We start from the raw sequence: 25,947 nt of genomic DNA, 5'->3' as shown, positions 1-25,947 counted from the left end.
GCTGCAATGACGCATGTGTTGAAAAAATTTGCGGTCATCATGCTGATCGCCGTGCTGGGGCCGCTCGGCGCGTTGAACGTGCTGGCGGCGTCCTCGCTGTCCGATATCAAAGTGTCCAACGCCCAACGCGAAGCGACGGTGTCGGTGAGCTTCAATGGTCCACCGGACTACGCGTTTTTCCCGCTTCACGGCCCGGAGCGCGTGGTGCTTGACGTCAACCAGAAAGGCAAGGTCGGCGGCCTGCCGCTCAATTTCAGCGGCCAAAACCTGGTGAAGAGCATTCGCTCCAGCGCGCCGAAAGACGCTCAGAGCGTGCGTTTGGTGTTTGATCTGACGCAGCGCGCCAAAACCCGCGTCGCCACCCGCCAGAACGGCGGCGTGCACACCGTAGTGTTCACTATCACGGCCGAAGGCAGTGCCAATACCGTAGTGCGTAAAGCGCCGGTTGCGGTCAATCCACCGCCGCGTCAGGCACCCGTCACGGTCAGCCAGCCACCGCGCCAGGCGCCGGTGGCGGTGCGTGAAGCGCCGGAGCCGCCGCTGCGCAAAGCGCCGACGGGATCGAATCCCTTTACCCATAAACAGACCGTGGTTGCAGGCACCGCCACCGAGGTGACGCCGCGCAGTAGCCGCGTTTCCGCCGGTTCCGGCGATCGGGTGGTGGTAGCGATCGACGCCGGCCACGGCGGCCAGGATCCGGGCGCCATTGGCCCGAGCGGACTGAAAGAAAAGAACGTCACCATCGCCATCGCGCGCCGCCTGCAGGCGATGCTGGACGCCGATCCGCAGTTTAAACCGGTGCTGACGCGTAACGGCGACTATTTCATCTCGGTCATGGGGCGTTCCGACGTTGCGCGTAAACAGGGTGCCAACGTGCTGGTCTCCATCCACGCCGACGCCGCGCCGAACCGCAGCGCCAGCGGGGCTTCCGTCTGGGTGCTGTCCAATCGCCGCGCCAACAGCGAAATGGCCGGCTGGCTCGAACAGCATGAGAAGCAGTCTGAGTTGCTCGGCGGCGCCGGCGATTTGCTGGCCAACAGCCAGGCCGATCCTTATCTGAGCCAGGCGGTGCTGGACCTGCAGTTCGGCCACTCGCAGCGCGTCGGGTACGATGTGGCGGTGAAGGTGCTGCAGCAGCTGCAGAGCGTCGGATCGTTGCATAAACGCCGGCCGGAACACGCCAGCCTGGGTGTATTGCGTTCGCCGGATATTCCCTCGCTGCTGGTGGAAACCGGATTTATCAGTAATAGCACGGAGGAGCGGCTGCTGGGCAGTAGCGCGTATCAGGAGAAGATTGCCAAGGCTATTCATAACGGCCTGCGCAGCTACTTCCTGGCGCATCCGCTGCAAGCCGACCCAAAGGTGGAAAACCGACCGCTGGACGTCGCAGCGGCGGTTAACACCTCAACACCAGACGTGCGCCAGCCGGAGCCTATCGTGAGCTCGGCCGGCGCGAGCCGCAGCGTAAGCGGCAAGACTCAGATCCATGTGGTGAAACGGGCGGAGACGCTGTCCGGCATCGCCGACAGCTACGGCACGACCATGGCGGCGCTGCGGGATCTGAACAAACTGAAAAAAGACGGCGTGTGGGTCGGGCAACGTCTGAAGGTGCCGGCGGGGAAAACCGCCGCCGTCACCGCCGTCGCCAAGGCGAAAACGCCGGCGAAGAAGCCGTCTAAACATAAAGTGGCCCGCGGGGACACGCTGTCCTCTATCGCTTCTCGTTATGGGGTCAGCGTCGGCGATCTGAAACGGGTCAATAATCTGAAGTCGGACGTCGCGCCGCTGGACCGGACGCTGACCATTCCGCAGGCCTAGCGCCACCGCTACAGGAGTCAGCATGCCTATCCAGGTGTTACCGCCACAGCTCGCCAACCAGATCGCCGCCGGAGAGGTGGTTGAACGCCCCGCGTCGGTCGTCAAAGAGCTGGTGGAAAACAGTCTGGACGCCGGTGCGACGCGCATCGATATCGATATCGAACGCGGCGGTGCCAAGCTGATCCGCATTCGCGATAACGGCTGCGGCATCGGCAAGGACGATTTGGCGCTGGCGCTGGCGCGGCACGCTACCAGTAAAATCAGCACGCTCGATGACCTGGAAGCGATCGTCAGCCTCGGTTTTCGCGGCGAAGCGCTGGCCAGTATCAGCTCGGTTTCCCGTTTGACCCTGACGTCGCGCACCGCCGAACAAAGCGAGGCGTGGCAAGCCTATGCCGAAGGGCGCGAGCAGGCGGTGACGGTCAAACCCGCCGCGCACCCGGTCGGCAGCACGCTGGAAGTGCTGGATCTGTTTTACAACACGCCGGCGCGCCGCAAGTTCATGCGTACCGAGAAAACCGAATTCGGCCATATCGATGAAGTGGTGCGGCGCATCGCGCTGGCGCGTTTCGATGTGGCGATCAACCTCAGCCACAACGGCAAACTGATCCGCCAATACCGGGCGGCGAAAGAAGAGAGCCAGCACGAACGCCGTTTGGGCAGCATCTGCGGCCCGGCGTTTTTACAGCATGCGCTGAACATCGACTGGCAACACGGCGATCTGAGTATCCGCGGCTGGGTGGCGGATCCGGCGGGGGCGCGCCAGCTGGGTGAGATGCAATACTGCTACGTCAATTGCCGCATGATGCGCGATCGCTTGATCAATCACGCGATTCGTCAGGCCTATCAGGATCAGTTAAAAGACGATCAGCAGCCCGCTTACGTGCTGTATCTGGAAGTCGACCCGCACCAGGTGGACGTCAACGTTCATCCCGCCAAGCACGAGGTGCGTTTCCATCAGGCGCGGCTGGTACACGATTTTATCTACCAGGCGGTGACCACCGTGCTGCAACAGGCCAGTCAGACACCGTCGCTGCCGCTGGCGGAAACGCCCGCGCCGGTCTGGCAGCAGGAAAACCGCGTCGCCGCCGGCGGCAACCATTTTTCTCAGCCGGCGCCGCGTCGCGAAACGCCGTCATCGGCCGGCGCCGTCCGCGAGCGCGCGCCGCAGCCCGGTTGGCAAACGGCGGGCGGTTACCAGAAACGCGAAGGCGAGCTGTACGGCAAACTGATGCAGCCCGCCACCGAGCCACCGGCCGATGCGACGCCGGAAGTTTCGAGCAAGCCGCCGCTGTTCCCGCCGGCGAAAGCCGCCGTGGAAACGCCGTTGGCGAGCGGACAACACAGCTTTGGCCGGGTGCTGATGATCCATCCGCCGTGCTACGCGCTGATTGAACAGCGCCAGCAGCCGGCGTTGCTCAATCTGACGGTGGCCGAACGCTGGCTGCGCCAGGCGCAGCTCAATCCGCCGACGGAAGGGCTGCGGCCGCAACCGCTGCTGATACCGATCAAGCTGACGTTGGATAAGAACGAAGCGGCGGCCATTGCACGGCATCAGGCGCTGCTGACGATGATGGGGCTGGATCTGCAGACGGATCACGGCCGTGTGACGCTGCGCGCAGTGCCTTTACCATTACGCCAACAAAATTTACAAAAACTGATACCCGAACTGTTAGGCTATCTGGCCGAACATCAGGAGATGTCGCCCGCGGTGCTGGCCACCTGGCTCGCTCGCCGTCTTGGCAGCGAACATGAACAGTGGAACACCTCGCAAGCGATACAATTGCTGACCGACGTTGAACGACTTTGCCCGCAGCTGGTCAAATCGCCACCGAGCGGACTTTTACAACCCGTTGATTTACAGGCCGCACTGGCGGCCCTCAAGCATGACTAACACTGAAATGACACCACGTCCCCCGGCTATTTTCATCATGGGGCCGACCGCCTCAGGCAAGACCGCGCTGGCGATCGCGCTGCGCGAACGCCTGCCGGTGGAACTGATCAGCGTCGATTCCGCGCTGATTTACCGCGGCATGGATATCGGCACCGCCAAGCCGAGCGCCGAAGAATTGGCGCAGGCGCCGCATCGGCTGATCGATATTCGCGATCCCGCCGAAGCTTACTCGGCCGCGGAGTTCCGCGCCGACGCGCTGAAGGAGATGGCCGATATCACCGCCGCCGGGCGCATTCCGCTGCTGGTCGGCGGCACCATGTTGTATTTCAAGGCGTTGCTGGAAGGATTGTCGCCGCTGCCCTCCGCCGATCCCGCGGTGCGCGAGCGCATCGAACGCCAAGCGGCGGAGCAGGGCTGGGAGGCGCTGCACCGTCAGTTACAGGCGATCGATCCCGTCGCGGCAGTGAGAATTCATCCGAATGATCCGCAGAGACTGTCCAGAGCACTGGAAGTTTTTTTTATTTCGGGTAAAACTTTAACGGAACTGACTCAAATTTCGGGTGAATCGTTACCGTATCAAGTTCACCAATTTGCGATAGCGCCGACCAGCCGTGAGTTGATCCATCAACGCATCGAGCTGCGGTACCATCAAATGTTGGCGGCGGGTTTTGAGACGGAAGCGCGTGCACTTTTCGCACGGGGTGATTTGCATACGGACTTGCCCTCCATTCGCTGTGTCGGTTACCGCCAGATGTGGTCATACTTGTCTGGTGAAATTAGTTACGATGAGATGGTTTATCGTGGTATTTGCGCAACACGTCAGTTGGCTAAACGTCAGATGACCTGGTTACGGGGTTGGGAGTCGGTCCATTGGTTGGACAGTGAAAAGCCGGGAGAGGCTTTGGACTCGGTGACACAGGTTGTTAGTGCATAGGTTGGGTGATTGTGTACAATTGCTGAGTATTCAGCGCGCAAATTTTTTACGTCGTTTATTTTAGAGCCGACAGGTTCTTAGTTACAAACAACAAGCAAATAAGGAAAAGATAGAATGGCTAAGGGGCAATCTTTGCAAGATCCGTTCCTGAACGCATTGCGTCGTGAACGTGTTCCGGTTTCTATTTATTTGGTGAATGGTATTAAGCTGCAAGGCCAGATTGAGTCTTTTGACCAGTTTGTCATCCTGTTGAAGAACACGGTTAGCCAGATGGTGTACAAGCACGCTATCTCTACCGTTGTCCCGTCACGCCCGGTTTCGCATCACAGCAACAACCCGAGCGGCGGTTCAAGCAACTATCACCATGGCAACAATCCGTCTGCGCAGCAACAGCCGCAGCAGGAAAGCGATGACGCTGAATAAAGCGCGTTGCAAGTCAACCATGACGGGGAGCATAAGCAGCCGCGGGCTGTTTATGTCCCCCAAACTCACGGTGAGTGTCCGTTTGAGAGGTTGCACGCTTGTTTGACCGTTATGAAGCCGGTGAGCAGGCCGTACTGGTTCATATCTATTTCTCGCAAGACAAAGATACGGAAGACCTCAACGAGTTCGAATCGTTGGTTTCCTCAGCCGGTGTCGAAGCTTTGCAAGTGGTGACTGGTAGCCGCAAAGCCCCGCATCCGAAGTACTTTGTCGGCGAAGGAAAGGCCGAAGAAATTGCAGATGCGGTGAAAGCCAGCGGCGCATCTGTTGTCCTGTTTGATCATTCCCTTTCCCCGGCGCAGGAAAGAAACCTCGAGCGCCTGTGCGAATGCCGGGTGATCGATCGCACCGGGCTGATTTTAGACATCTTCGCCCAGCGTGCCCGCACCCATGAAGGTAAGCTGCAGGTGGAGCTGGCGCAGTTGCGTCACATCGCCACGCGTCTGGTACGCGGTTGGACGCACCTGGAGCGGCAAAAAGGGGGGATTGGCCTGCGCGGGCCGGGGGAAACCCAGCTTGAGACCGACCGTCGCCTGTTGCGCGATCGCATCAGCTTGATTCTGCGCCGCCTCGAGCGGGTAGAAAAGCAGCGTGAACAAGGCCGACGCGCGCGGACCCGTGCCGATGTGCCGACCGTATCGCTGGTGGGCTACACCAACGCCGGCAAATCCACCCTGTTTAACCGAATAACGTCTGCCGAGGTGTATGCGGCGGACCAGCTATTTGCCACCCTGGATCCTACGTTGCGGCGCATTGACGTGCCGGACGTGGGGGATACCGTGTTGGCGGATACCGTAGGCTTTATCCGGCACCTGCCGCACGATCTGGTGGCCGCCTTCAAGGCGACGCTGCAGGAAACGCGCCAGGCGTCTTTGCTACTGCACGTCATCGATGCCGCAGATCCGCGCGTCGATGAGAACATCGAAGCGGTGAACACCGTGCTGGCGGAGATAGACTCGGATGAAATTCCTACACTGTTAGTGATGAACAAAATAGATATGCTGGACGATTTTGTGCCGCGTATCGACCGCAACGACGAAAACCTGCCGATCCGGGTGTGGCTGTCCGCCGCCAGCGGAGAGGGTATTCCGTTGCTGTATCAGGCGTTGACGGAGCGCTTATCGGGGGAGATCGCGCATTACGAATTGCGCTTACCGCCACGGGCAGGCCGTCTTCGCAGCCGTTTTTACCAGCTTCAGGCGATTGAAAAAGAGTGGAACGAAGAGGACGGCAGCATTGGCGTGGTGGTGCGAATGCCGATCGTCGAATGGCGTCGTCTCTGCAAGCAAGAACAGGACCTGATTGACTTTATCGTATGATCATATCCTGTTACATTTATGCTTCGCGAAAGCCTGAAGTACCCAATCACAGAATATGGAGCTAAAACATGGCGTGGAATCAGCCCGGTAATAACGGACAGGACCGCGACCCGTGGGGGAGCAGCAATAATAATGGCGGCAACTCTGGCGGTAACAACAAAGGCGGTCGTGATCAAGGGCCACCTGATTTGGACGATATCTTCCGCAAACTGAGCAAGAAATTGAGCGGTTTCGGCGGGGGCAAAGGCTCCAACAGCAATAGCGGCGGCACCGGCACCTCTGGTCCGGGCTTCAGCGGCCGCATTATCGGTATCGCGGCGGTTGCCGTGGTGGTGATCTGGGCCGCCAGCGGCTTCTACACCATCAAGGAAGCCGAACGCGGCGTTGTGACGCGTTTCGGTAAGTTCAGCCACCTGGTGCAGCCGGGCCTGAACTGGAAGCCGACCTTCATCGATGACGTGCGTCCGGTGAACGTGGAGTCCGTGCGCGAGCTGGCGGCGTCCGGCGTGATGCTGACCTCCGATGAAAACGTGGTGCGCGTGGAAATGAACGTGCAGTACCGCGTGACCAACCCGGAAGCGTACCTGTTCAGCGTCGTCAATGCCGACGACAGCCTGAGCCAGGCGACCGACAGCGCCCTGCGCGGCGTGATCGGCAAATACTCGATGGACCGCATCCTGACCGAAGGCCGTACCGTGGTGCGTAACGATACGCAGCGCATGTTGGAAGAGACTATTCGTCCTTACAACATGGGTATCACGTTGCTGGACGTCAACTTCCAGGCGGCGCGTCCACCGGAAGAGGTGAAGGCGTCGTTCGACGATGCGATCGCTGCGCGTGAGAACGAGCAGCAATACATCCGTGAAGCGGAAGCTTACGCCAACGAAGTTCAGCCCCGTGCGAACGGCCAGGCGCAGCGTCTGCTGGAAGACTCCAAGGCTTATAAAGACCGTACCGTCCTGGAAGCTCAGGGTGAGGTGGCGCGCTTTGCCAAGCTGTTGCCGGAATACAAGTCCGCACCGCAGATTACTCGCGAGCGTCTGTATATCGAAACCATGGAAAAAGTGCTGGGCCATACCCGTAAGGTGTTGGTGAGCGACAAAGGCAACAACCTGATGGTGCTGCCGCTGGATCAGATGCTGCGCGGTCAAGGCGCGGCAACGGAGAGCGGCAACAAGGATACCAGCCTGATTCGCCTCAATCCGAATCCTGCGCCGGCTGCCAACAGCAGCGCTCCGCGTACCAGCGGCGGTTCGATTATGGATCAGCGCCGGGCGAATGCGCAGCGTGACGACACCACTCGCGTAGGGAGAGAGTAATCAATGCGTAAGTCTTTTGTAGTTATTGTCCTCGCGGTGCTGGTGGTGCTGTACGCTTCGCTGTTCGTGGTGCAGGAAGGCCAGCGCGGCATCGTGCTGCGCTTCGGCAAGGTTCTGCGCGACGGCGAAAACAAGCCGCTGGTGTATGCGCCGGGTCTGCACCTCAAGATCCCGTTCATTGAGACCGTGAAGAACCTGGATGCGCGTATTCAGACCATGGACAACCAGGCCGATCGCTTCGTGACCAGCGAGAAGAAAGACCTGATCGTCGATTCCTATCTGAAGTGGCGCATCAGCGACTTCAGCCGCTACTATCTGGCGACCGGCGGCGGCGACGTCTCCCAGGCCGAAGTGCTGCTGAAACGCAAATTCAGCGACCGTCTGCGTTCCGAAATCGGCCGTCTGGACGTGAAAGACATCGTGACCGACTCGCGCGGCAAGCTGATGTCTGACGTGCGTGACGCGCTGAACACCGGCACCGTGGGTGACGGCGAAGAAGTGGCGACCACCGAAGCCGATGACGCTATCGCCTCTGCGGCGGCGCGCGTTGAACGGGAAACCACCGGCAAACAGCCGCAGGTTAACCCGAACAGCATGGCGGCGTTGGGCATCGAGGTGATCGACGTGCGTATCAAGCAGATCAACCTGCCGGCCGAAGTGTCCGACGCCATCTACCAGCGTATGCGCGCCGAGCGTGAAGCGGTAGCCCGTCGTCTGCGCTCGCAGGGCCAGGAAGAAGCTGAGAAACTGCGCGCCAGCGCGGACTACGAAGTGACCCGTACCTTGGCGGAAGCCGAGCGTCAGGCGCGTATCACCCGCGGTGAAGGCGATGCCGAAGCGGCTAAACTGTTCGCCAACGCGTTCAGCCAGGATCCGGACTTCTATGCCTTTATCCGCAGCCTGCGCGCCTATGAAGCCAGCTTCAAGGACAACCAGGACGTGCTGGTACTGAGCCCGGACAGCGATTTCTTCCGCTACATGAAGTCGCCTGATACCCTGCGCAAATAAGCGCGGCAGGCAATCTGACCGAGGGCCCGTTTACGCGGGCCCTTTCTCGTTTTTGGGGGATGCATGAACTCAACGATTTGGCTGGCGCTCGGGCTGGTCCTGGTGCTGGAAGGGTTAGGGCCGATGCTGTTTCCGCAGGCCTGGCGCAAAATGATTGTGGCGATGTCGCAGCTGCCGGACGCGACGCTGCGGCGATTTGGTGGTGGAATAGTGGTTGCGGGCTGCGTGATCTACTACATGTTGAGCGGCCGCACGGGTCTTTAAAGTCTAGCCCAAAATTTATGCAATCGTATGCTAAAAGTGCTGAAAATCGAAAATTACGGTGGTAGAATCCATTTTTAAGCAATCGGTGATTTTGAAAAATGGGTAAGAACGTCGTCGTACTGGGCACCCAATGGGGTGACGAAGGTAAAGGCAAGGTTGTAGACCTGCTGACTGAACGGGCTCAATATGTTGTGCGCTACCAAGGTGGCCATAACGCTGGCCACACTCTGGTAATCAACGGTGAAAAAACCGTCCTTCATTTAATTCCTTCAGGTATTCTGCGTGAAAACGTCACCAGCATCATCGGCAACGGTGTTGTTCTGGCGCCGGATGCGTTGATGAAAGAAATGGGTGAACTCGAAGCGCGTGGCATCCCGGTACGCGAACGTCTGTTACTCTCTGAAGCTTGCCCGCTGATCCTGCCTTACCACGTTGCGTTGGACAACGCGCGTGAGAAAGCGCGCGGCGCGAAAGCGATCGGCACCACCGGTCGCGGCATTGGCCCGGCTTACGAAGATAAAGTGGCACGTCGCGGCCTGCGCGTCAGCGACCTGTTCAATAAAGAAACCTTCGCCGTTAAGCTGAAAGAGATCGTCGATTACCACAACTTCCAACTGGTCAACTACTACAAAGTTGAAGCCGTCGATTATCAGGCGACGCTGGACTACGTACTGTCTATCGCCGACATCCTGACCGCCATGGTGGTTGACGTTTCCGAACTGCTGGACGGCGCACGCAAGCGTGGCGACCTGATCATGTTCGAAGGCGCTCAGGGCACTCTGCTGGATATCGACCACGGTACTTATCCGTACGTGACCTCTTCCAACACCACCGCCGGCGGCGTGGCTACCGGTTCCGGCATTGGCCCGCGTTATGTGGACTACGTGCTGGGCATCGTGAAAGCCTACTCCACTCGCGTGGGTGCAGGCCCGTTCCCAACCGAACTGTTCGATGAAACCGGTGAGTACCTGTGCAAGCAGGGTAACGAGTTCGGCGCCACCACCGGCCGTCGTCGTCGTACCGGCTGGTTGGACGCGGTAGCGGTGCGTCGCGCGGTGCAGATCAACTCCCTGTCCGGCTTCTGCCTGACCAAACTGGACGTCCTGGACGGCCTGAAAGAAGTGAAGATCTGCGTGGGCTACCGCATGCCGGACGGCCGCGAAGTGGACACCACTCCGCTGGCGGCTGAAGGTTGGGAAGGCATCGAGCCTATCTACGAAATCATGCCGGGCTGGAGCGAAACGACCTTTGGCGTGAAAGAGCACAGCAAGCTGCCTCAGGCTGCGCTGAACTACATCAAGCGCATCGAAGAAGTGACCGGCGTACCGGTAGACATCATCTCTACTGGCCCGGACCGCAGCGAAACCATGATCCTGCGCGACCCGTTCGACGCATAATCAGGCTTTGCGGCATTAAACAAACCGGGCGCGTCCCGGTTTGTTTTTATCCTGACTCCCTCCGATTGCGGTTTCACGTCAAAAAATCCTTTCATAAACTCGCCTTAGGGCGCGGGATCCGCTAAATAATTAGCGACGAACTCTCCGGCTGGTTTATTATCCAATGAGTAATCTTTTGAATAGCGCCGAAAAGCGGCGTATCAGACGGGTAAAGTGATACCCAGAGGTAAGATGTGCAGTTAACAAGTTTTACTGATTATGGCCTGCGGGCGTTGATCTACATGGCCTCGTTGCCGCAGGACAAGATGACCAACATCTCGGAAGTGACTGAGGTTTATGGCGTGTCCCGCAACCATATGGTGAAGATCATCAATCAGTTGAGCCGGGTCGGTTTTGTCACGGCGGTGCGCGGCAAGCATGGCGGCATTCGTTTGGGTAAACCGGCCGAGAGCATTCGCCTCGGTGACGTCGTGCGGGCGCTGGAGCCGCTTGCGCTGGTTAACTGCAGCAGTGATTTTTGCCACATCACCCCTGCCTGCCGATTGAAGCAGGTGCTCCAACAGGGCGTACAGAATTTCCTTGAAGAGCTGGATAAACATACGTTGGCCGACATGGTCGAAGACAATCCGCCGCTCTACAAGCTATTGCTTGTCGAATAAAACGACGTTGAGAAGACAAGGCTCAACGTCATCCTGCTGATGACAACGGAGGAACCGCAATGTCACAAGATCCATTCCTGGAACGAGAAGCAGAAAAATACGAATCCCCTATCCCCAGCCGTGAATATATCCTGGCCCATTTGGCGAAACGAGAAACGCCGGCCAGTCGCGAAGAACTGGGCAACGAATTGGGCCTCAGCGGTGAAGAGCAGCTGGAAGCGCTGCGTCGCCGCCTGCGCGCCATGGAGCGCGATGGCCAGTTAGTGTTTACCCGCCGCCAGTGCTATGCGCTGCCGGAGCGTTTGGATCTGCTGCGCGGCACGGTGATCGGCCACCGCGACGGCTACGGCTTCCTGCGCGTTGAAGGCAGCAAAGACGATCTGTACCTGTCTGCCGAACAGATGAAAATGGCGATCCACGGTGATGTGGTGCTGGCGCAGGCGCTGGGTGCGGACCGTAAAGGGCGCCGCGAAGCGCGCATCGTGCGCGTGCTGGTGCCGAAAACCAGCCAGATTGTCGGCCGCTTCTTCATGGACGCCGGTACCGGCTTCGTGGTGCCGGACGACAGCCGTCTGAGCTTCGATATTCTGATCCCAGCCGACAGCGTCAGCGGCGCGCGCATGGGCTTTATGGTGGTGGTGGAGCTGACTCAGCGCCCGACCCGCCGTACCAAGGCGGTCGGCAAGATCGTCGAGATCCTCGGCGACAAAATGGGCACCAGCATGGCGGTGGACATCGCGCTGCGCACCCATGAGATCCCGCATACCTGGCCGCCGCAGGTGGAAAAGCAGGTGGCCGATCTCAGCGAGCAGGTGCCGGAAGCGGCCAAGAAGGGCCGCGTCGATCTGCGCAAACTGCCGTTGGTCACCATCGACGGTGAAGATGCGCGCGACTTCGACGACGCCGTGTACTGCGAGAAAAAACGCGGCGGCGGCTGGCGTCTGTGGGTCGCGATCGCCGACGTCAGCTACTATGTGCGTCCACGCACCGCGCTGGATGACGAAGCGCGCAGCCGTGGCAACTCGGTCTACTTCCCGTCGCAGGTGATCCCGATGCTGCCGGAAGTGCTGTCCAACGGACTGTGCTCCCTGAACCCACAGGTCGATCGCCTGTGCATGGTATGCGAGATGACCATCTCTGCCCAGGGGCGCCTGTCCACGGCCAAATTCTACGAGGCGGTGATGAGCTCGCACGCCCGCCTGACCTATAACAAGGTGTGGCACATTCTGCAGGGCGATCAGGAGCTGCGCGAGCATTACCACCCGCTGGTCAAGCACCTGGAAGAGCTGCACACGATGTATAAGGTGCTGGATAAGGCGCGCGCCGAGCGCGGCGGCATCGCGTTTGAAACCGAAGAAGCCAAGTTCATCTTCAACGCCGAACGCCGCATCGAGCGCGTGGAGCCGACGGTGCGCAACGACGCCCACAAGCTGATTGAAGAGTGCATGATCATGGCCAACGTGGCGGCCGCGCGCTTCGTCGAGAAACGCAACGAGCCAGCGCTGTACCGCGTGCACGATCGTCCGAGCGACGACCACATCTCCGCGCTGCGCAGCGTGCTGAGCGAGCTGGGGCTGACGCTGGGCGGCGGCAACAAGCCGCAGCCGAAGGACTATGCGGTGCTGATGGATGAAGTGTCCGAGCGCCCTGACCACGAAATGCTGCAAACCATGCTGCTGCGTTCGATGAAGCAGGCGATTTACGATCCGGAAAACCGCGGCCACTTCGGTCTGGCGCTGGCGTCTTATGGCCACTTCACCTCGCCGATCCGCCGTTATCCGGATCTGGCGCTGCACCGTGCGATCAAATACCAGCTGGCCAAAGAACACGGCGAGCCGAAAGAGCGCTGGACGCCGACCGGCGGCTGGCACAGCGAATTCGAAGAGATGCTGCAGCTGGGTGAGCACTGTTCGATGACCGAGCGCCGCGCGGACGAAGCGACGCGCAACGTCGCCGACTGGCTGAAGTGCGACTTCATGCAGGATCACGTCGGTGAAGTGTTCAGCGGCATCATCTCCAGCGTGACCGGCTTCGGCTTCTTCGTGCGCCTGAACGATCTGTTTATCGACGGGCTGGTGCACGTATCAACGCTGGATAATGATTACTATCGCTACGATAATATCGGCCAGCGCCTGATCGGCGAGTCTTCCGGCACGGTCTATCGCCTGGGGGATACGGTGGAGATCCGCGTGGATGCGGTGCATATGGACGAGCGCAAGATCGACTTCGCGCTGGTATCCAGCACCCGCAAAGCGCGCGGTGAAGGCAAAACCGAGCGCGATCGCGCCAAGAAGGGCGGCCAGCGCACGCTGCGCGACAGCGGCAACGCGGGGCGCGGCAAGCGCCGCGGCGGCAAACCGCCGGCTAACTTCGAACCGGACAGCGCCTTCCGCAAGCAGGATGACGCCAAGCCCGCGGACAACGTGAAGAAGGCGAAGAAGAAAGCCAAGAAAGCGTCCGACAAAACGCGGAAAATCGCGGCGGCGACCAAAGCCAAACGCGCAGCCAAGAAGAAAGGTGCCGAGCAGGCTTAACCTGCCGCACATCGTTATCATCGGCCGGTTATCGCCGGCCGCACGAATTTAAAAGAGCATCATGAGCGAAATTATTTACGGCATCCACGCCGTCAAAGCCCTGTTAGAGCGCGATCCGCAACGCTTCCTGGAAGTGTTTATCCTGAAAGGCCGCGAAGATCGCCGTCTGCAACCGCTGATCGCCGAGCTGGAAGCGACCGGCATCGTGATCCAGGTGGCGAACCGCCAATGGCTGGATGACAAGGTTGAAGGCGCGGTGCACCAGGGGATCATCGCCCGGGTGCGCGAAGGGCGTCAGTATCAGGAGAACGATCTGCCGGGCCTGCTGGAAAGCGTGGCGACCCCGTTCCTGCTGGTGCTGGACGGCGTGACCGACCCGCATAACCTCGGTGCCTGCCTGCGCAGCGCCGACGCAGCCGGCGTGCACGCGGTGATCGTGCCGCGCGACCGTTCCGCCCAGCTGAACGCCACCGCCAAGAAAGTGGCCTGTGGTGCCGCCGAAAACGTGCCGTTGATCCGCGTGACCAACCTGGCACGTACGCTGCGTCTGCTGCAAGAGATGAATGTCTGGGTGGTGGGCACCGCCGGCGAAGCCGACCATACGCTGTATCAGAGCAAAATGACCGGCCCGATGGCGCTGGTGATGGGCGCGGAAGGCGAAGGCATGCGTCGCCTGACTCGCGAACACTGCGACGAGCTGATCAGCATCCCGATGGCCGGCACCGTCTCTTCGCTGAACGTGTCGGTCGCCACCGGCATCTGCCTGTTCGAAGCGGTGCGTCAGCGCGGCTGATTCTTCTGACGGGGGCCCCGTGCCCCCGTTAATTCCCCCTCTTGTGATCCCGCCTGCGGCAGAAATCTCTGCGCCGACCATACTTATTCCTGACGCTTTTTTCAGGGAGCACTCTCATGGTCTGGACTACGCACACCGTTTTTAACCAACCCAAGCCGCTGGGCAACAGCAACCTGTTTCTCTCCGATACGCCGCTGCGCGAAGCGTTGCAGCGTGAACAAGGCGGTTGGGACGCCGAGGTATTGGCCTCGCTGGGCCAGCAGCTCGGTACCCAGGAGTCGCTGGAGCTGGGGCGGCTGGCTAACGCCAACCCGCCGGAACTGTTGCGCTACGACGCCACTGGCCAGCGGCTGGACGACGTTCGCTTTCACCCCGCCTGGCATATTCTGATGCAGGGCCTGATCGCCAATCGGGTGCACAACCTGCCCTGGCAGGAGGATGCGCGCATCGGTTCCTTCGTGGCGCGCGCCGCGCGCTTTATGCTGCATGCGCAGGTCGAGGCCGGCACGCTGTGCCCGGTGACCATGACCTTCGGCGCCACGCCGCTGTTGCTGCAGGCTTTACCGGCCGAGTTTCGCTCCTGGCTGACGCCGCTGCTGTCGGACCGTTATGACGCTCACCTGCTGCCGGGCGGGCAAAAGCGCGGCCTGCTGATCGGCATGGGCATGACGGAGAAACAGGGCGGCTCCGATGTCTTGAGCAATACCACCACCGCCACGCCGCTCGGCGCGCGCGGGCCGGGCGAAGCCTACCGGCTGGTGGGGCACAAGTGGTTCTTCTCGGTGCCGCAGAGCGATGCGCACCTGGTGCTGGCGCAGGCCGAAGGCGGGCTGTCCTGCTTCTTCCTGCCGCGCATTTTGCCGGACGGCAGCCGCAACGCCATTCGCCTTGAGCGGTTGAAAGACAAGCTGGGCAACCGCTCCAACGCCAGCAGCGAGGTGGAGTTTCAGGATGCCACGGCCTGGCTGCTGGGCGATGAGGGCGACGGCGTGCGGCATATCCTGAAGATGGGCGGCCTGACCCGTTTCGACTGTTCGTTGGGCAGCCACGGCCTGATGCGCCGCGGGCTGTCGGTGGCGCTGTATCATGCGCTGCAGCGGCAGGCGTTCGGCAAGCTGTTGATAGAACAACCGCTGATGCGCCAGGTCTTGGCGCGCATGGCGCTGCGGCTGGAAGGGCATACCGCGTTGCTGTTCCGGCTGGCTCGCGCCTGGGAAAGCCGCAGCAATGAAGGCGAACTGATCTACAGCCGTCTGCTGACGCCGGCGGGCAAATACAGCATTTGCCGCCAGGGCATGCCGTTCATCGCCGAGGCGATGGAGGTGCTGGGCGGCATCGGTTACTGCGAGGAGAGTGAACTGCCGCGCCTGTACCGTGAAATGCCGGTGAACAGCATCTGGGAGGGCTCTGGCAACATCATGTGTCTGGACGTGTTGCGCAGCCTGCACAAACTGCCGGGCGCGCTCGAGATGTTGCAGTTCGAGCTGCAGCCGGTGCGCGGCCATAATCGGTTGTTCGATCGCGCCTGGCGACAGTGGCAGCAGCGTGCCCGGCAACCGCGTGAAGAGATGGGGCGGCTGCTGACCCAGCAGCTGTTCGACCTGTGCTGCGCCGCGCAGCTGCTGCAGCACGCCAGCCCGCAGATCGCCGACGCCTGGTGTCATCTGACGCTGGATCACCGTGGCGAGAGCCTGCTGTCGGCCGAGGTGTGCGAACTGCTGCTGAGTCGCGCCATCGGCGGTTAGGGAAAAGGGTGGCGCCCGGCGGCGAAAACCTTTTTAATTCAGCCTCACTCTGACAGGAAAATGCACATGGATATTCTCAGCGCGTTGGCGGCGTTTGCCTCTTACTTCTTCAGCGGCTTCGCCATGATTTTGGTGTTTCTGTTCGTCTATACCCGTATCACCCCGCACGATGAATGGGCGCTGATCAAGGCCGATAATCAATCCGCCGCCTTTGCTTTCATCGGCGCCTGCCTGGGGTATGTGATCCCGTTGGCCAGCGCGGCGATCAACTCGATCAGCCTGCTGGATTACCTGCTGTGGGGCGTAGTGGCGCTGGTGGTGCAACTCTTGCTGTTCGCGGCCGTGAAGATCTACATGCCGCGTATCAGCGACAAGATCGAAGCGAATCACCTGGCCGCCGGGATTTTCCTGGGGGGCGTCTCCGTTAGCGGCGGCGTGTTGAATGCGGCTTGCATGAGCTATTAAAGGTATAAGATGGCGGAGGCGCGCCAGCCAAGCGGGTGCGCCTGTTCTTCCATCCGCAGGATGCGGTAATAGCTGGCGCCGTGTTGGTCGGCGGTGCGGGCAATGGCCAGTTCCGCTTCCTGCGGCGAACCGGGCAGATCGTTGAAAGTGATCTCGGCGATTTCACTGAGCGGCGTCACGCGATCGGCGGGCGCCAGCTCGGCGGACTGTGCGCCAGTGCTGAGCAATCCCATGGAAAGCAAGAGGGAGGTGAGTGCGGTGGAGCGTTTCATGGCGTTCCCCTTCGTCAGATCCTGAATCGACACCCGCAACATGCGGCATGCTGTCCCTCAGTGTGCAACACCCTTCTTCAGCCAGTGCAAAGCCAGTGTAAATCTGCTTAAAAAATCCCCGCCTTAACGATACAGGATCGCCTGGGAATACCATTGGCCCGGCACGACGGTTTCGCTGTTCATGATGATCACGTAATAACGGGCGCCGGCGGCGGTGGCCTTGCGTTGGATCTCCGCTTCCACGTCCATCGGACTGCCGCGCACCACGGCGGTGATGGTACCGATTTTCACCAGCTCGGCGGTCTGCGCGCGGACGATCTCCTGCGCCTGTGCGGTGGGGGGCGGCGGCGGTTTCGGCGTGGTGGTCATGATGCCGCAGGCGGAAAGCTGTGCGGCCAGCGTCAGGGCGATGAGTGTGCGGACTAGCGTCATGGTGACCTCGAAAGAGCCGGTGCGATGGCTTCAGTGTAACGCAATATAAGCTGTAACAGATTGAGCTAACGCTGTTTCGCGCAAGTTTGTCATGATTAAGGCCAACAGGTGGAGTGAGGATGAACGGATGATCGAAATTCATGACGAGCGAGTGGGCGATATCGCGGTGATCCATGCGGTGCCGGCGGGGCAGTATCATCGGCCGCTGCCGACGGTGTTCTTCTGCCATGGTTATACCTCGTCGAAAGAGGTGTACGCCTACTTCGCCTATGCGCTGGCGCGTGCCGGTTTTCGGGCGGTGTTGCCGGATGCCGATCGGCACGGCGAGCGATTCGACGGCGATGAGGCGCAGCGCCTGGCGTCATTCTGGGAGATCCTGCGCAGCAATATCGACGAACTGCCGCAGATCAAGGCGCATTTCGAGCGGCTTGGCCTGATCGTCGACGGCCGCATCGGCGTCGCCGGCGCCTCAATGGGCGGCATGACCGCGCTGGGCGCCTTCGCGCGCTTTCCGTGGATCCGGGCGGCCGCCAGCCTGATGGGCTCAGGCTATTACCGTGCGCTGGCGCAAACGCTGTATCCGCCGTTGGGCGAAGAGGGCGAGGCACTCTCGCCGGCGGCGTTTGCGGCGCGCACCGCCGTGTTGGCGGAGTATGAGCTGGAAGGGCGTTTGGAGACGATCGCCGGGCGGCCGCTGCTGCTGTGGCACGGCGAGACGGACGACGTGGTGCCGGCGGCGGACAGCCTGCGTTTGGCGGCTGAACTGCGGCAGCAAGGCGCAGATGGCCGCTTGACGTCGCTCGTCGAGCCGGGCGTGAAGCACCGCATCACGCCGCTGGCGCTGTCCGCTACCACCGATTTCTTCCTCCGCGAGCTGTAATACGCCTCCGGGCGCGATGCGTGGAATTGCGCCGCTCTCTGCGGGCTGTTTCGGTCATTGTTTGACGCATGGCGGAGGAGAATGTCAGCGTGAATTCTTTCAGGGCAGCAAGGAGCGGAGAGCATGATAAAGGGTATCAGCAATACGGCCGAGACAGCGCGCGGGCTGGTGGGAACGATGAAAGTGCGCGCCGATCTTAACTCAGCGGCCTTCAGCGAGATGTTGGGGGCAGCCGACGGCAAGGTGCGGCAAAACAAGGCGGATCCGCTGTCGCGCATCACCGCGCAGACGGTGCAAAACCTGACGGCGCTGTTTGCCTTCGCGCCGAAAGCGGCGGCCACTCACACCGCGGCGGCCGGTACGCTCTCCTTCGAGCAGCGGGTGACGCTGACGCAAAGCGCCGAGCTGCTGCAAACGCGGACAAACTATCTGCGGATGGCGCTGCAATTGCACAATCCGGGCAAAGCGTTCAGCGCGCCGGCGTTGCTCAAGCTGTGACAGGTGAGAAAGTGGAGCGCCCGACAAGCGGCGCTCCGGCGAGGATTGAGCGGGCTTTCTGATGAAGCCCTGGGGATTTCCCTGGCGTGGCGCGTCTTTTTAGCGGTACAGCTCGGCGCTGACGTGCATCGTGCTGTTGTCGCCCGGTTCGTGCAGGGCGATGATGCGATAAGAGGTCGCGCCGCGTTGATCGGCGATTTTACTGACCTGGCTGCTGGCGTCATCCGGCGAAACCACGTTCTGGTTCAGGGTGACGAAGCCAACGCTCTGGCGTTGATCGGCCTGGTGCGAGCTAATCTCCGTCGCGGCCATCACGTTGGCGGAGAATAGGGCGGCCAGCGCCGTCGCGAGAATAATGCGTTTCATAGTGCCTCTCTTAACCCTTTGCCGTTACGGCCTGACAGCGAGTGTCGCTGCGGCAAAAAGTCATTTATCTGCATTGAATAACCTGAAATCTTTTTCGTCGCGCTGTCTGCGGCGGATATGGTTAATTTTAGTCCGTTACTGCGGATTAAAAAGTGGGGTGTTTTGATGACCTCTTTCAAAAAAAATGAAATAGATTTGTGACTCAGCGCTGATTTCATTGAAAGATTTTTGAAACCCATGGATCGGCGTACATAGGTTCACCCACGAGCAAATCGTGCTATTTCCCATAGCGCCTCGCATTAACGCGAATAAAACCCACGCAGTCCTTGAGTTTCCCGCCCTGCGTCAGTATGATTACGCGTCATTTTTCAGCCGCACACTAAACACGTTCCTTGCTTCCATGGGCCGCGGTTGACCCTGACAGGAGGCTGAATAATCCGTAAGGAGCAATTCGATGCGTCATTACGAAATCGTTTTTATGGTCCATCCTGACCAAAGCGAACAGGTTCCGGGCATGATCGAGCGTTACAGTGCTACCATCACTAACGCGCAAGGTCAGATTCACCGTCTGGAAGACTGGGGCCGCCGTCAGCTGGCTTATCCGATCAACAAACTGCACAAAGCTCACTACGTTCTGCTGAACGTTGAAGCGCCGCAGGAAGCGATCGATGAGCTGGAAACTAACTTCCGCTTCAACGACGCCGTTATCCGCAGCATGGTTATGCGCGTTAAGCACGCGGTAACTGAAGCATCTCCGATGGTTAAAGCGAAAGACGAACGTCGTGGCGATCGCCGCGAAGACTTCGCTAACGAAACCGCAGATGATGCAGATGCTGGGGATTCTGAAGAGTAATTGCCGTCGTGACGGCTAATCGTCTGGTCTTGTCGGGCACTGTGTGCAAGGCGCCGGTTCGAAAAGTGAGTCCTTCCGGGATACCGCACTGCCAATTTGTGCTAGAGCACCGTTCGCAGCAGATGGAAGCCGGATTCAGCAGACAAGCATGGTGCCGAATGCCCGTGGTTGTCAGCGGACAACAGTCACAAGCACTAACTCAAAGATTAACGGTCGGCAGTCAGATTACCGTGCAAGGCTTTGTAAGCTGCCATCAAGGGCGCAACGGGCTGAGCAAATTGGTTCTGCATGCCGAGCAGATTGAATTGATAGATTCTGGAGACTAGCCAAATGGCACGTTATTTCCGTCGTCGCAAGTTCTGCCGTTTCACCGCGGAAGGCGTTCAAGAGATTGACTATAAAGACATCGCTACGCTGAAAAACTACATCACCGAAAGTGGTAAAATTGTACCGAGCCGTATCACCGGTACTCGTGCAAAATATCAGCGCCAGCTGGCCCGTGCTATCAAGCGCGCGCGCTACCTGTCTTTGTTGCCGTACACTGATCGTCATCAGTAATCGGCCACTGTCCATTAACGACTTTGAGAGGATAAGGTAATGCAAGTTATTCTGCTTGATAAAGTAGCAAACCTGGGCAGCCTGGGTGATCAAGTTAACGTTAAAGCGGGCTACGCTCGTAACTTCCTGGTACCACAGGGCAAAGCTGTTCCTGCTACCAAGAAAAACGTTGAGTTCTTCGAAGCACGCCGTGCTGAACTGGAAGCCAAACTGGCTGACGTTCTGGCTGCTGCTGAAGCTCGCGCAACCAAGATCAACGAACTGGGTTCAGTGACCATCGCTTCCAAATCTGGCGACGAAGGTAAACTGTTCGGCTCTATCGGCACCCGCGACATCGCTGACGCAGTGACTGCGGCAGGCGTTGAAGTTGCCAAGAGCGAAGTTCGTCTGCCGAACGGCGTTCTGCGTACCACTGGTGAGCACGAAGTGCACTTCCAGGTACACAGTGACGTGTTCGCACAGCTGAATGTAGTTGTGGTTGCAGAAGCGTAATTTACGCTGCTGTTAACCCGGTTAAAACGCCAGCCTCGCGCTGGCGTTTTGCTTTTCTGCGCCCGGCAAAACGCGCTACGCTTGAAGACGGGATGAAAAGGAGAGCGAGCGATGGCAAAGATTATGCTGCAGCGGGTTTATGACTTCAGCGCGCCGGCGCCGGAACACTGTTATCTGATAGACCGGCTATGGCCGCGCGGTATCAGCAAGGAGCGGCTGACGGGCGTGCAGTGGCTGAAACAGGTGGCGCCGGATGACGAACTGCGCAAGTGGTTCCATCAGCATACCGACCAGTGGACAGTCTTCGAAGAGCGTTACCGCCAACAGCTGGCTACCAACGACGCCTGGCAGCCGCTGGTGGCGCTCTTACGGCAGGGGAAAACGCTGACGCTGCTGTATGGCAGCAAGGACACCGAGCACAACCAGGGCGTGGTGCTGCGCGAGTTTTTGCTGGCGCAGCTGTAGGGATTAGCGTTCCCGGCGGTAGCTGCCGTCGGCCTGGCGGCGGAACAGCGCCTGGCTGTTGTCCACGGTGGTGACTGACAGCGCGTTAATCACGCCGTTAGCGTCGCGTTCGATGCGCACTTCCTGGCCGGCTTTCATGTTGCTCAGCGGCTTGTCGCCGCCTTCCACCTGCGCCATGGCAAACACTTCATTTACCGGCAGATTGTTATCGCGAAACAGCTGGGCCAGGGTCTGGCCTGGCTGGATTTGGTAACGCTGCCAGTTGCCCGCCGGCGTCGGTTCGTTGGCTGAAGTGGTACCGCCGTCGTTTTGCAGATCGGCCTGCAGTGGCACGCTGGTTTCTTGGTGGGAGACCGGGAACGGCTGTCTTTCGGGCGAATAGGGCCACAGCAACGCCAACAGCAGAATGATGCCAAAGATCAGCACCCAGCGGCGGTGAAAGTAGGGCAGCGGCTCCATCCAATGGAAACGGTCCGGCAGATGCCAGACTTTGGCCAGCAGCGCTTTGAGCTGCTGCATTTTATCGTTGGCCGACGGTGGCTCCGATGGCGGTTCCGCGCCTTCAGACGTGGGTGCGGCGCCCGGTTTCAGGCGCTGGCTGACGTTCAGCCAGGTGCGCAGCAGCGGCTGGTAGATGCGGGTGGTTTTCCTTCTCCTGGGCGCGATTCTGCCCATGGTGACCTCTCTTCGACGGCGTAATAATGAGCGCGGCGCGGCAAGCGCGTTGCCTGCCCGATATCCTGCTTTCAGTATAGTCCGCTAACTGATTGAAGTGAAAGGCGGCTGAGCGGCAGGGCCGGGGTTTGCGGCTGCGGGCGTTAACAGAAGGTTATTGTTTCTTTTTCTACGACAAAAGTCATCATTCTCCACACAAGATTTTACCCGGCATTGACGCGCTGTTATGCTGCGCTTTCGACTTTTTACAGACTTAAGGAAAACCCCATGACAACCCCTTCTTTTGACAGCGTTGAAGCGCAAGCAAGTTACGGGATTGGTTTACAGGTCGGCCAGCAGCTGCAAGAGTCCGGGCTGGAAGGTTTGCAACCGGAAGCTTTGCTGGCGGGTCTGCGCGACGCGCTGGAAGGGAATGCCCCGGCGGTTCCGGTAGACGTGGTGCACCGTGCGCTGCGTGAAATCCACGAGCGTGCGGATGCGGTGCGCCGCGAGCGCCAGCAGGCGATGGCCGTTGAAGGCCAGAAATTCCTGGACGACAACGCCAAGCGCGACGACGTGACGCTGACCGAGTCCGGCCTGCAGTTCTCCGTACTGGAGCAGGGCAACGGCCCGATCCCGTCCCGTCAGGATCGCGTGCGTGTGCACTACACCGGTCGTCTGATCAACGGCGACGTGTTCGACAGCTCGGTCGAGCGCGGCCAGCCGGCAGAATTCCCGGTCAGCGGCGTGATCCCAGGCTGGATTGAAGCGCTGACCCTGATGCCGGTCGGTTCCAAATGGCAGCTGTATATCCCGCACAACCTGGCCTACGGCGAACGTGGCGCAGGCGCGTCCATCCCGCCGTTCAGCGCGCTGGTGTTCGACGTCGAGCTGCTGGAAATCCTGTAATCCTACCGAAGATTGCTCTGGGCGCCTTTATGGCGCCCTTGTTTTATGCGCCGCTCAGCGCGCGCGGGAACAGCAGATTGTTTTCCAGGCTGATGTGCTCCATCAGATCGCCGATGAACTCGTCGAGGCCGTTGTACAGCGCCCGCCAGGTGGTGCAGGCGCCCTCCGGTGGCGTCACGTTATCGGTGAGGAACTTCACCACCTCCAGTTGTTCACCCGCCTCGTCATGCTCATGTTCCATCACTGAGATCGGTCCGGCGGCCTGCGGCCCCATGCCTTGTTTGATCAGCGGGAACAGGATCTGTTCCTCTTTCATCATGTGATTCTCCAGATCCAGGCGGATCAGGTTCAGCTGCTTCGCCAGTCCGCGCGGGCAGGTGGGTTTGTCACCGTGCACACGTTCGACTTTTTCCGCCATCAGCACCAGTTCGGCCAGCTGCTCGCGGTGCCGCTGATGAAAGCGCGGCAGAATGTAATCAATTACTTCACCGAGCGGCGCCGTGCGCCAGTCCCGACTCTGCTCCGGTGTGGCGGCCAGGGCGGCCAGTTCGTTTTCCAGTGTGTCGATATCCAGCCCTTTGCGCTCGGCGGCGCGTGCCAGCGATTGCCGGCCTCCGCAGCAGAAATCCAGCTGATGCTGGCGAAACAGGCGGGATGCCCGGGGAATGGCGATAGCGAGCGCGCCAAGGGATTGATTGCGGTAATCCATGGTAGTGCCTCTTTAAACGAAGGGATTTTATAACATGTATTTTAAATGCAATTTAAAGGGCGCGCCAGCGGGAAAATAGAGGTGATGGCCGGGGGAGTGCCCCGGCCTGGTGATTATTTCGCGCTTAAATCGATGCGATAGACCGCGAAACCGATACGGTCATTGCCTTCGGCGGTCATCGGGTATTGGGCGTGCTCTTTGATAAACGCCGTCGCTTTGTCCGAAGGCGAGGTCTCGAAGCGAATATCCAGCGGCTGCTTGCTGCTGAAGTTAGCCAAACGCCAATTGTTGTCCGCCTGCGGGCGCACCGCGCCATGCCGCTGGGTTTCGGCGCTGATGTAGGTCGCCAGCACCGAGCGGTTTTCATCCGGCGAAGCGAAGGCGATATGTTTGTCGCCGGTGCCGGCAAACTTGCCGCCGTAGGCGCGATAGTTGTTGGTGGCAACCAGGAAGGTGGCGTTCGGATCGATAGGCTTGCCGTTAAAGGTCAGCTGTTTGATACGCTCCGCCTTCTCGTTGATCAGCTGGCATTCGCCGTCGTAACGCGCCGGCTGGCTGACGTCGATCTGGTAGTTGACGCCGTCGATCACGTCGAAGTTATAGGTGCGGAAGCCGTCCCAGTTGATCAAGCCCTGCGGCTTGGCGCTGTTGACGTCGATCTGGTTGAACTGGCCGGCGGAGCACTCCAGCCACTCTTTCACCTCTTTGCCGCTGGCCTTCACCACCACCAGCGTATTGGGGTAGAGATAGAGATCGGCGGCGTTGCGGAAGGTGAGCTGGCCTTTTTCCACTTCGACGAAGCTGGCGGGATCGTTCTTGCGGCCGCCGACCTTGAACGGCGCCGCCGCCGACAGCACCGGCAGATCGGCCAGGTCCGGGTCGCCCTGAATGTAATGTTCGACGTAGGCCTTCTGCGCATTGTTGACGATCTGCACCGTCGGATCGTCCTGCACCAGCGCCAGGTAGCTGTACATGTTGCCGTCGGATTTACCGATCGGCTGGCTGACGAACTCGCGCGTGCCTTTGTGATCGTCCGCCAACACTTTCACCAGCGCGGCATCTTCCGCCGCCAGCGATGTCTTGTTCTCTTTGTCATAGATCGGCCGTGCTTCCGCTTTGGCGGCGGTCACTTTCCAGCTGCCGTTATCGTTGTTGAGCTGCAGATCGACCACGCCGAGATGATCGCCCCATTGGCCCGGCATCACCGCCGGTACGCCGTTCAGCAGGCCTTTGTCGATATCCGCGCCTTTGATGTTGGCGAAGTCTTTGCTCGGGAACACCGCATGGGCGTGACCGAACATGATGGCGTCGATGCCCGGCACCTGGCTGAGGTAGTAGACTGAGTTCTCCGCCATTGCCTTGTAAGGCTCGCTGGACAGCCCGGAATGCGGGATCGCCACCACCAGATCGGCGCCCTGCTTACGCATTTCCGGCACGTAGCGCTTGGCGGTGGCGGTGATGTCGTCCACCGTCACCTTGCCCTGCAGGTTGGCTTTGTCCCACACCAGGATCTGCGGCGGCACGAAGCCGATATAGCCGATGCGCAGCGTATGCGCCTTGCCGTCGCGGTCTTTCACCGGCGTATCGACGATGATGTACGGCGTGAACAGCGGTTTTTGCGTTTTGGCGTCGATGACGTTGGCGTTGATGTACGGGAATTTGGCGCCGGCGATGGCGTTCTTCAGATAGTCCAGCCCGTAGTTGAACTCATGGTTGCCGATGTTGCCGACGACGTAGTCCAGCGTGTTCATCGCCTTATAGACCGGGTGCACGTCACCCGGTTTCAGCCCCTTGGCTGCCATGTAGTCGCCGAGCGGGCTGCCCTGAATGATGTCGCCGTTGTCCACCAACACCGCGTTGGCGGCCTGCTGGCGCGCCTGTTGGATCAGGCTGGCGGTGCGCACCAGGCCGAATTTGTCGGTCGGCGTGTCCTTGTAGTAATCGAAGTCCATCATGTTGCTGTGCAGATCGGTGGTTTCCAGCACGCGCAGATCGACGGTCGCCGCCTGCGCCGAGGCGCACACCAGCAGCGCAAGCGCGGACAGCGTCAGTGGATGCTTCATCATTTGGGGTTCTCTCCATTCCATTATTCGAGTGTTATCGCAGAGGGAAATGTAATTAACACTGCTTGCCACAGCAAACTGTGAAGTGTGGCAGAAAACGGGAGCAGGTAACGCGGGGAAGTTCACAGTTGTGCCCAACAAGATCTGAGGATTTCCCGTGGCTT

The 25,947-nt window shown here is 59.9% G+C and carries 28 protein-coding genes; 22 read left to right on the top strand and 6 right to left on the bottom strand.

Annotation, left to right across the window (positions count from 1 at the left end; genetic code table 11):
• Positions 1-6 precede the first annotated feature (6 nt).
• The 14 genes from amiB to ACJ8HA_RS20515 all read left to right on the top strand — a co-directional run bounded on the left by amiB (position 7) and on the right by ACJ8HA_RS20515 (position 16,632).
• Positions 7-1,818 carry an N-acetylmuramoyl-L-alanine amidase AmiB gene (gene amiB, locus ACJ8HA_RS20580; RefSeq protein WP_197781585.1) on the top strand — a complete coding sequence of 604 codons (1,812 nt, stop codon included), beginning with the start codon at positions 7-9 and terminating at the stop codon, positions 1,816-1,818.
• Between the two features lie 22 nt (positions 1,819-1,840).
• Complete coding sequence (gene mutL, locus ACJ8HA_RS20575) at positions 1,841-3,712, top strand: DNA mismatch repair endonuclease MutL (RefSeq protein ID WP_442515476.1); 1,872 nt, start codon at positions 1,841-1,843, stop codon at positions 3,710-3,712.
• The gene (miaA, locus tag ACJ8HA_RS20570; protein WP_025305020.1) at positions 3,705-4,646 is read left to right on the top strand and encodes a tRNA (adenosine(37)-N6)-dimethylallyltransferase MiaA; all 942 of its coding nucleotides are present in this window, start codon (positions 3,705-3,707) and stop codon (positions 4,644-4,646) included. The genes mutL and miaA overlap by 8 nt, the downstream gene beginning before the upstream one ends.
• Before the next feature lie 114 nt (positions 4,647-4,760).
• Positions 4,761-5,069, top strand: a complete 309-nt coding sequence (gene hfq / locus ACJ8HA_RS20565) for an RNA chaperone Hfq (RefSeq protein WP_004933678.1) — start codon at positions 4,761-4,763, stop codon at positions 5,067-5,069.
• A gap of 98 nt (positions 5,070-5,167) precedes the next feature.
• A complete protein-coding gene (hflX, locus tag ACJ8HA_RS20560; RefSeq protein WP_004933675.1) occupies positions 5,168-6,448 on the top strand; it encodes a ribosome rescue GTPase HflX in 1,281 nt (426 codons plus the stop codon).
• Between the two features lie 68 nt (positions 6,449-6,516).
• Entirely contained in the window at positions 6,517-7,767 is a 1,251-nt protein-coding gene (gene hflK, locus ACJ8HA_RS20555; protein WP_025305021.1) for an FtsH protease activity modulator HflK, read from the top strand.
• Between the two features lie 3 nt (positions 7,768-7,770).
• Positions 7,771-8,775, top strand: a complete 1,005-nt coding sequence (gene hflC / locus ACJ8HA_RS20550) for a protease modulator HflC (protein WP_004933669.1) — start codon at positions 7,771-7,773, stop codon at positions 8,773-8,775.
• A gap of 63 nt (positions 8,776-8,838) precedes the next feature.
• Positions 8,839-9,039, top strand: a complete 201-nt coding sequence (locus tag ACJ8HA_RS20545; protein WP_004933666.1) for a DUF2065 domain-containing protein — start codon at positions 8,839-8,841, stop codon at positions 9,037-9,039.
• Between the two features lie 98 nt (positions 9,040-9,137).
• Entirely contained in the window at positions 9,138-10,436 is a 1,299-nt protein-coding gene (locus ACJ8HA_RS20540; RefSeq protein WP_025305022.1) for an adenylosuccinate synthase, read from the top strand.
• A gap of 233 nt (positions 10,437-10,669) precedes the next feature.
• The gene (gene nsrR, locus ACJ8HA_RS20535) at positions 10,670-11,095 is read left to right on the top strand and encodes a nitric oxide-sensing transcriptional repressor NsrR (RefSeq protein WP_025305023.1); all 426 of its coding nucleotides are present in this window, start codon (positions 10,670-10,672) and stop codon (positions 11,093-11,095) included.
• A 59-nt stretch (positions 11,096-11,154) separates the two neighbouring features.
• Positions 11,155-13,629: a ribonuclease R gene (gene rnr, locus ACJ8HA_RS20530; RefSeq protein WP_197832099.1), complete on the top strand. Its 2,475-nt coding sequence runs from the start codon at positions 11,155-11,157 to the stop codon at positions 13,627-13,629.
• A 61-nt stretch (positions 13,630-13,690) separates the two neighbouring features.
• Positions 13,691-14,422: a 23S rRNA (guanosine(2251)-2'-O)-methyltransferase RlmB gene (gene rlmB / locus ACJ8HA_RS20525; protein WP_025305025.1), complete on the top strand. Its 732-nt coding sequence runs from the start codon at positions 13,691-13,693 to the stop codon at positions 14,420-14,422.
• Positions 14,423-14,538: 116 nt separating this feature from the next.
• On the top strand, positions 14,539-16,167 hold the full coding sequence (locus ACJ8HA_RS20520) for an isovaleryl-CoA dehydrogenase (RefSeq protein WP_442515475.1): 1,629 nt from the start codon (positions 14,539-14,541) through the stop codon (positions 16,165-16,167).
• A 66-nt stretch (positions 16,168-16,233) separates the two neighbouring features.
• Complete coding sequence (locus ACJ8HA_RS20515; RefSeq protein ID WP_015376394.1) at positions 16,234-16,632, top strand: DUF350 domain-containing protein; 399 nt, start codon at positions 16,234-16,236, stop codon at positions 16,630-16,632.
• On the opposite strand, the gene ACJ8HA_RS20510 is transcribed toward ACJ8HA_RS20515, so the two are convergent.
• Together ACJ8HA_RS20510 and bsmA are read right to left on the bottom strand one after the other, a co-directional pair.
• Complete coding sequence (locus ACJ8HA_RS20510; RefSeq protein WP_025305027.1) at positions 16,629-16,904, bottom strand: DUF1471 domain-containing protein; 276 nt, start codon at positions 16,902-16,904, stop codon at positions 16,629-16,631. The two genes, ACJ8HA_RS20515 and ACJ8HA_RS20510, sit on opposite strands and share 4 nt — an antisense overlap.
• Positions 16,905-17,027: 123 nt before the next feature.
• Positions 17,028-17,336 carry a biofilm peroxide resistance protein BsmA gene (gene bsmA, locus ACJ8HA_RS20505; protein WP_164068210.1) on the bottom strand — a complete coding sequence of 103 codons (309 nt, stop codon included), beginning with the start codon at positions 17,334-17,336 and terminating at the stop codon, positions 17,028-17,030.
• A gap of 127 nt (positions 17,337-17,463) precedes the next feature.
• Here bsmA and yjfP point away from each other — a divergent pair, with 127 nt between their 5' ends.
• Complete coding sequence (gene yjfP, locus ACJ8HA_RS20500; protein ID WP_025305029.1) at positions 17,464-18,216, top strand: esterase; 753 nt, start codon at positions 17,464-17,466, stop codon at positions 18,214-18,216.
• A 123-nt stretch (positions 18,217-18,339) separates the two neighbouring features.
• Positions 18,340-18,714 (top strand): hypothetical protein, encoded by a 375-nt coding sequence (locus ACJ8HA_RS20495; protein WP_025305030.1) that lies wholly within the window; start codon positions 18,340-18,342, stop codon positions 18,712-18,714.
• Positions 18,715-18,813: 99 nt separating this feature from the next.
• Here the strand turns inward: ACJ8HA_RS20495 and ACJ8HA_RS20490 are convergent, their stop codons facing one another.
• Positions 18,814-19,080, bottom strand: a complete 267-nt coding sequence (locus tag ACJ8HA_RS20490; RefSeq protein WP_043139300.1) for a DUF1471 domain-containing protein — start codon at positions 19,078-19,080, stop codon at positions 18,814-18,816.
• Positions 19,081-19,534: 454 nt separating this feature from the next.
• Here ACJ8HA_RS20490 and rpsF point away from each other — a divergent pair, with 454 nt between their 5' ends.
• From rpsF to ACJ8HA_RS20465, 5 genes are all read left to right on the top strand, one after another.
• Positions 19,535-19,933, top strand: coding sequence for a 30S ribosomal protein S6 (rpsF, locus tag ACJ8HA_RS20485; protein WP_004933634.1), 399 nt, complete (start codon positions 19,535-19,537; stop codon positions 19,931-19,933).
• A gap of 8 nt (positions 19,934-19,941) precedes the next feature.
• Positions 19,942-20,259: a primosomal replication protein N gene (priB, locus tag ACJ8HA_RS20480; protein WP_049233092.1), complete on the top strand. Its 318-nt coding sequence runs from the start codon at positions 19,942-19,944 to the stop codon at positions 20,257-20,259.
• Between the two features lie 4 nt (positions 20,260-20,263).
• Entirely contained in the window at positions 20,264-20,491 is a 228-nt protein-coding gene (rpsR, locus tag ACJ8HA_RS20475; protein ID WP_000135199.1) for a 30S ribosomal protein S18, read from the top strand.
• Positions 20,492-20,530: 39 nt separating this feature from the next.
• Positions 20,531-20,983 carry a 50S ribosomal protein L9 gene (gene rplI / locus ACJ8HA_RS20470; RefSeq protein WP_004933629.1) on the top strand — a complete coding sequence of 151 codons (453 nt, stop codon included), beginning with the start codon at positions 20,531-20,533 and terminating at the stop codon, positions 20,981-20,983.
• A gap of 111 nt (positions 20,984-21,094) precedes the next feature.
• Entirely contained in the window at positions 21,095-21,448 is a 354-nt protein-coding gene (locus tag ACJ8HA_RS20465; RefSeq protein ID WP_025305032.1) for a DUF488 domain-containing protein, read from the top strand.
• Between the two features lie 3 nt (positions 21,449-21,451).
• Here ACJ8HA_RS20465 and ACJ8HA_RS20460 read toward each other — a convergent pair whose 3' ends face one another.
• Complete coding sequence (locus tag ACJ8HA_RS20460; RefSeq protein ID WP_049208601.1) at positions 21,452-22,123, bottom strand: OapA family protein; 672 nt, start codon at positions 22,121-22,123, stop codon at positions 21,452-21,454.
• Positions 22,124-22,390: 267 nt separating this feature from the next.
• Between ACJ8HA_RS20460 and fklB the strand changes: the two genes are divergently transcribed.
• Positions 22,391-23,011 carry an FKBP-type peptidyl-prolyl cis-trans isomerase gene (gene fklB, locus ACJ8HA_RS20455; protein WP_004933618.1) on the top strand — a complete coding sequence of 207 codons (621 nt, stop codon included), beginning with the start codon at positions 22,391-22,393 and terminating at the stop codon, positions 23,009-23,011.
• A gap of 43 nt (positions 23,012-23,054) precedes the next feature.
• Here the strand turns inward: fklB and ytfE are convergent, their stop codons facing one another.
• Both ytfE and ACJ8HA_RS20445 read right to left on the bottom strand, forming a co-directional pair.
• Complete coding sequence (gene ytfE, locus ACJ8HA_RS20450; protein ID WP_025305034.1) at positions 23,055-23,720, bottom strand: iron-sulfur cluster repair protein YtfE; 666 nt, start codon at positions 23,718-23,720, stop codon at positions 23,055-23,057.
• Positions 23,721-23,833: 113 nt separating this feature from the next.
• On the bottom strand, positions 23,834-25,786 hold the full coding sequence (locus ACJ8HA_RS20445) for a bifunctional 2',3'-cyclic-nucleotide 2'-phosphodiesterase/3'-nucleotidase (protein ID WP_442515474.1): 1,953 nt from the start codon (positions 25,784-25,786) through the stop codon (positions 23,834-23,836).
• Between the last annotated feature and the right edge of the window lie 161 nt (positions 25,787-25,947).

The sequence above is a fragment of the Serratia sp. CY33802 genome, from assembly GCF_052169095.1.
In the GTDB taxonomy this organism is placed as follows: Bacteria; Pseudomonadota; Gammaproteobacteria; order Enterobacterales; family Enterobacteriaceae; genus Serratia; species Serratia bockelmannii.
The sequence above is the reverse complement of the archived record's forward strand: the minus strand, read 5'-3'. Positions and strand labels throughout refer to the sequence as shown.

Bases quoted from the DNA above. Each gene is read 5' to 3' on its own strand.
- ACJ8HA_RS20510 (WP_025305027.1), bottom strand. From the start codon at position 16,904: ATGAAACGCTCCACCGCACTCACCTCCCTCTTGCTTTCCATGGGATTG.
- ACJ8HA_RS20545 (WP_004933666.1), top strand. From the start codon at position 8,839: ATGAACTCAACGATTTGGCTGGCGCTCGGGCTGGTCCTGGTGCTGGAA.
- ACJ8HA_RS20540 (WP_025305022.1), top strand. From the start codon at position 9,138: ATGGGTAAGAACGTCGTCGTACTGGGCACCCAATGGGGTGACGAAGGT.
- ytfE (WP_025305034.1), bottom strand. From the start codon at position 23,720: ATGGATTACCGCAATCAATCCCTTGGCGCGCTCGCTATCGCCATTCCC.
- rpsR (WP_000135199.1), top strand. From the start codon at position 20,264: ATGGCACGTTATTTCCGTCGTCGCAAGTTCTGCCGTTTCACCGCGGAA.
- fklB (WP_004933618.1), top strand. From the start codon at position 22,391: ATGACAACCCCTTCTTTTGACAGCGTTGAAGCGCAAGCAAGTTACGGG.
- bsmA (WP_164068210.1), bottom strand. From the start codon at position 17,336: ATGACGCTAGTCCGCACACTCATCGCCCTGACGCTGGCCGCACAGCTT.
- rplI (WP_004933629.1), top strand. From the start codon at position 20,531: ATGCAAGTTATTCTGCTTGATAAAGTAGCAAACCTGGGCAGCCTGGGT.
- rnr (WP_197832099.1), top strand. From the start codon at position 11,155: ATGTCACAAGATCCATTCCTGGAACGAGAAGCAGAAAAATACGAATCC.
- ACJ8HA_RS20460 (WP_049208601.1), bottom strand. From the start codon at position 22,123: ATGGGCAGAATCGCGCCCAGGAGAAGGAAAACCACCCGCATCTACCAG.
- ACJ8HA_RS20520 (WP_442515475.1), top strand. From the start codon at position 14,539: ATGGTCTGGACTACGCACACCGTTTTTAACCAACCCAAGCCGCTGGGC.
- ACJ8HA_RS20445 (WP_442515474.1), bottom strand. From the start codon at position 25,786: ATGATGAAGCATCCACTGACGCTGTCCGCGCTTGCGCTGCTGGTGTGC.
- ACJ8HA_RS20465 (WP_025305032.1), top strand. From the start codon at position 21,095: ATGGCAAAGATTATGCTGCAGCGGGTTTATGACTTCAGCGCGCCGGCG.
- miaA (WP_025305020.1), top strand. From the start codon at position 3,705: ATGACTAACACTGAAATGACACCACGTCCCCCGGCTATTTTCATCATG.
- ACJ8HA_RS20515 (WP_015376394.1), top strand. From the start codon at position 16,234: ATGGATATTCTCAGCGCGTTGGCGGCGTTTGCCTCTTACTTCTTCAGC.
- ACJ8HA_RS20495 (WP_025305030.1), top strand. From the start codon at position 18,340: ATGATAAAGGGTATCAGCAATACGGCCGAGACAGCGCGCGGGCTGGTG.
- hfq (WP_004933678.1), top strand. From the start codon at position 4,761: ATGGCTAAGGGGCAATCTTTGCAAGATCCGTTCCTGAACGCATTGCGT.
- ACJ8HA_RS20490 (WP_043139300.1), bottom strand. From the start codon at position 19,080: ATGAAACGCATTATTCTCGCGACGGCGCTGGCCGCCCTATTCTCCGCC.
- hflC (WP_004933669.1), top strand. From the start codon at position 7,771: ATGCGTAAGTCTTTTGTAGTTATTGTCCTCGCGGTGCTGGTGGTGCTG.
- mutL (WP_442515476.1), top strand. From the start codon at position 1,841: ATGCCTATCCAGGTGTTACCGCCACAGCTCGCCAACCAGATCGCCGCC.
- amiB (WP_197781585.1), top strand. From the start codon at position 7: ATGACGCATGTGTTGAAAAAATTTGCGGTCATCATGCTGATCGCCGTG.
- rlmB (WP_025305025.1), top strand. From the start codon at position 13,691: ATGAGCGAAATTATTTACGGCATCCACGCCGTCAAAGCCCTGTTAGAG.
- rpsF (WP_004933634.1), top strand. From the start codon at position 19,535: ATGCGTCATTACGAAATCGTTTTTATGGTCCATCCTGACCAAAGCGAA.
- yjfP (WP_025305029.1), top strand. From the start codon at position 17,464: ATGATCGAAATTCATGACGAGCGAGTGGGCGATATCGCGGTGATCCAT.
- hflK (WP_025305021.1), top strand. From the start codon at position 6,517: ATGGCGTGGAATCAGCCCGGTAATAACGGACAGGACCGCGACCCGTGG.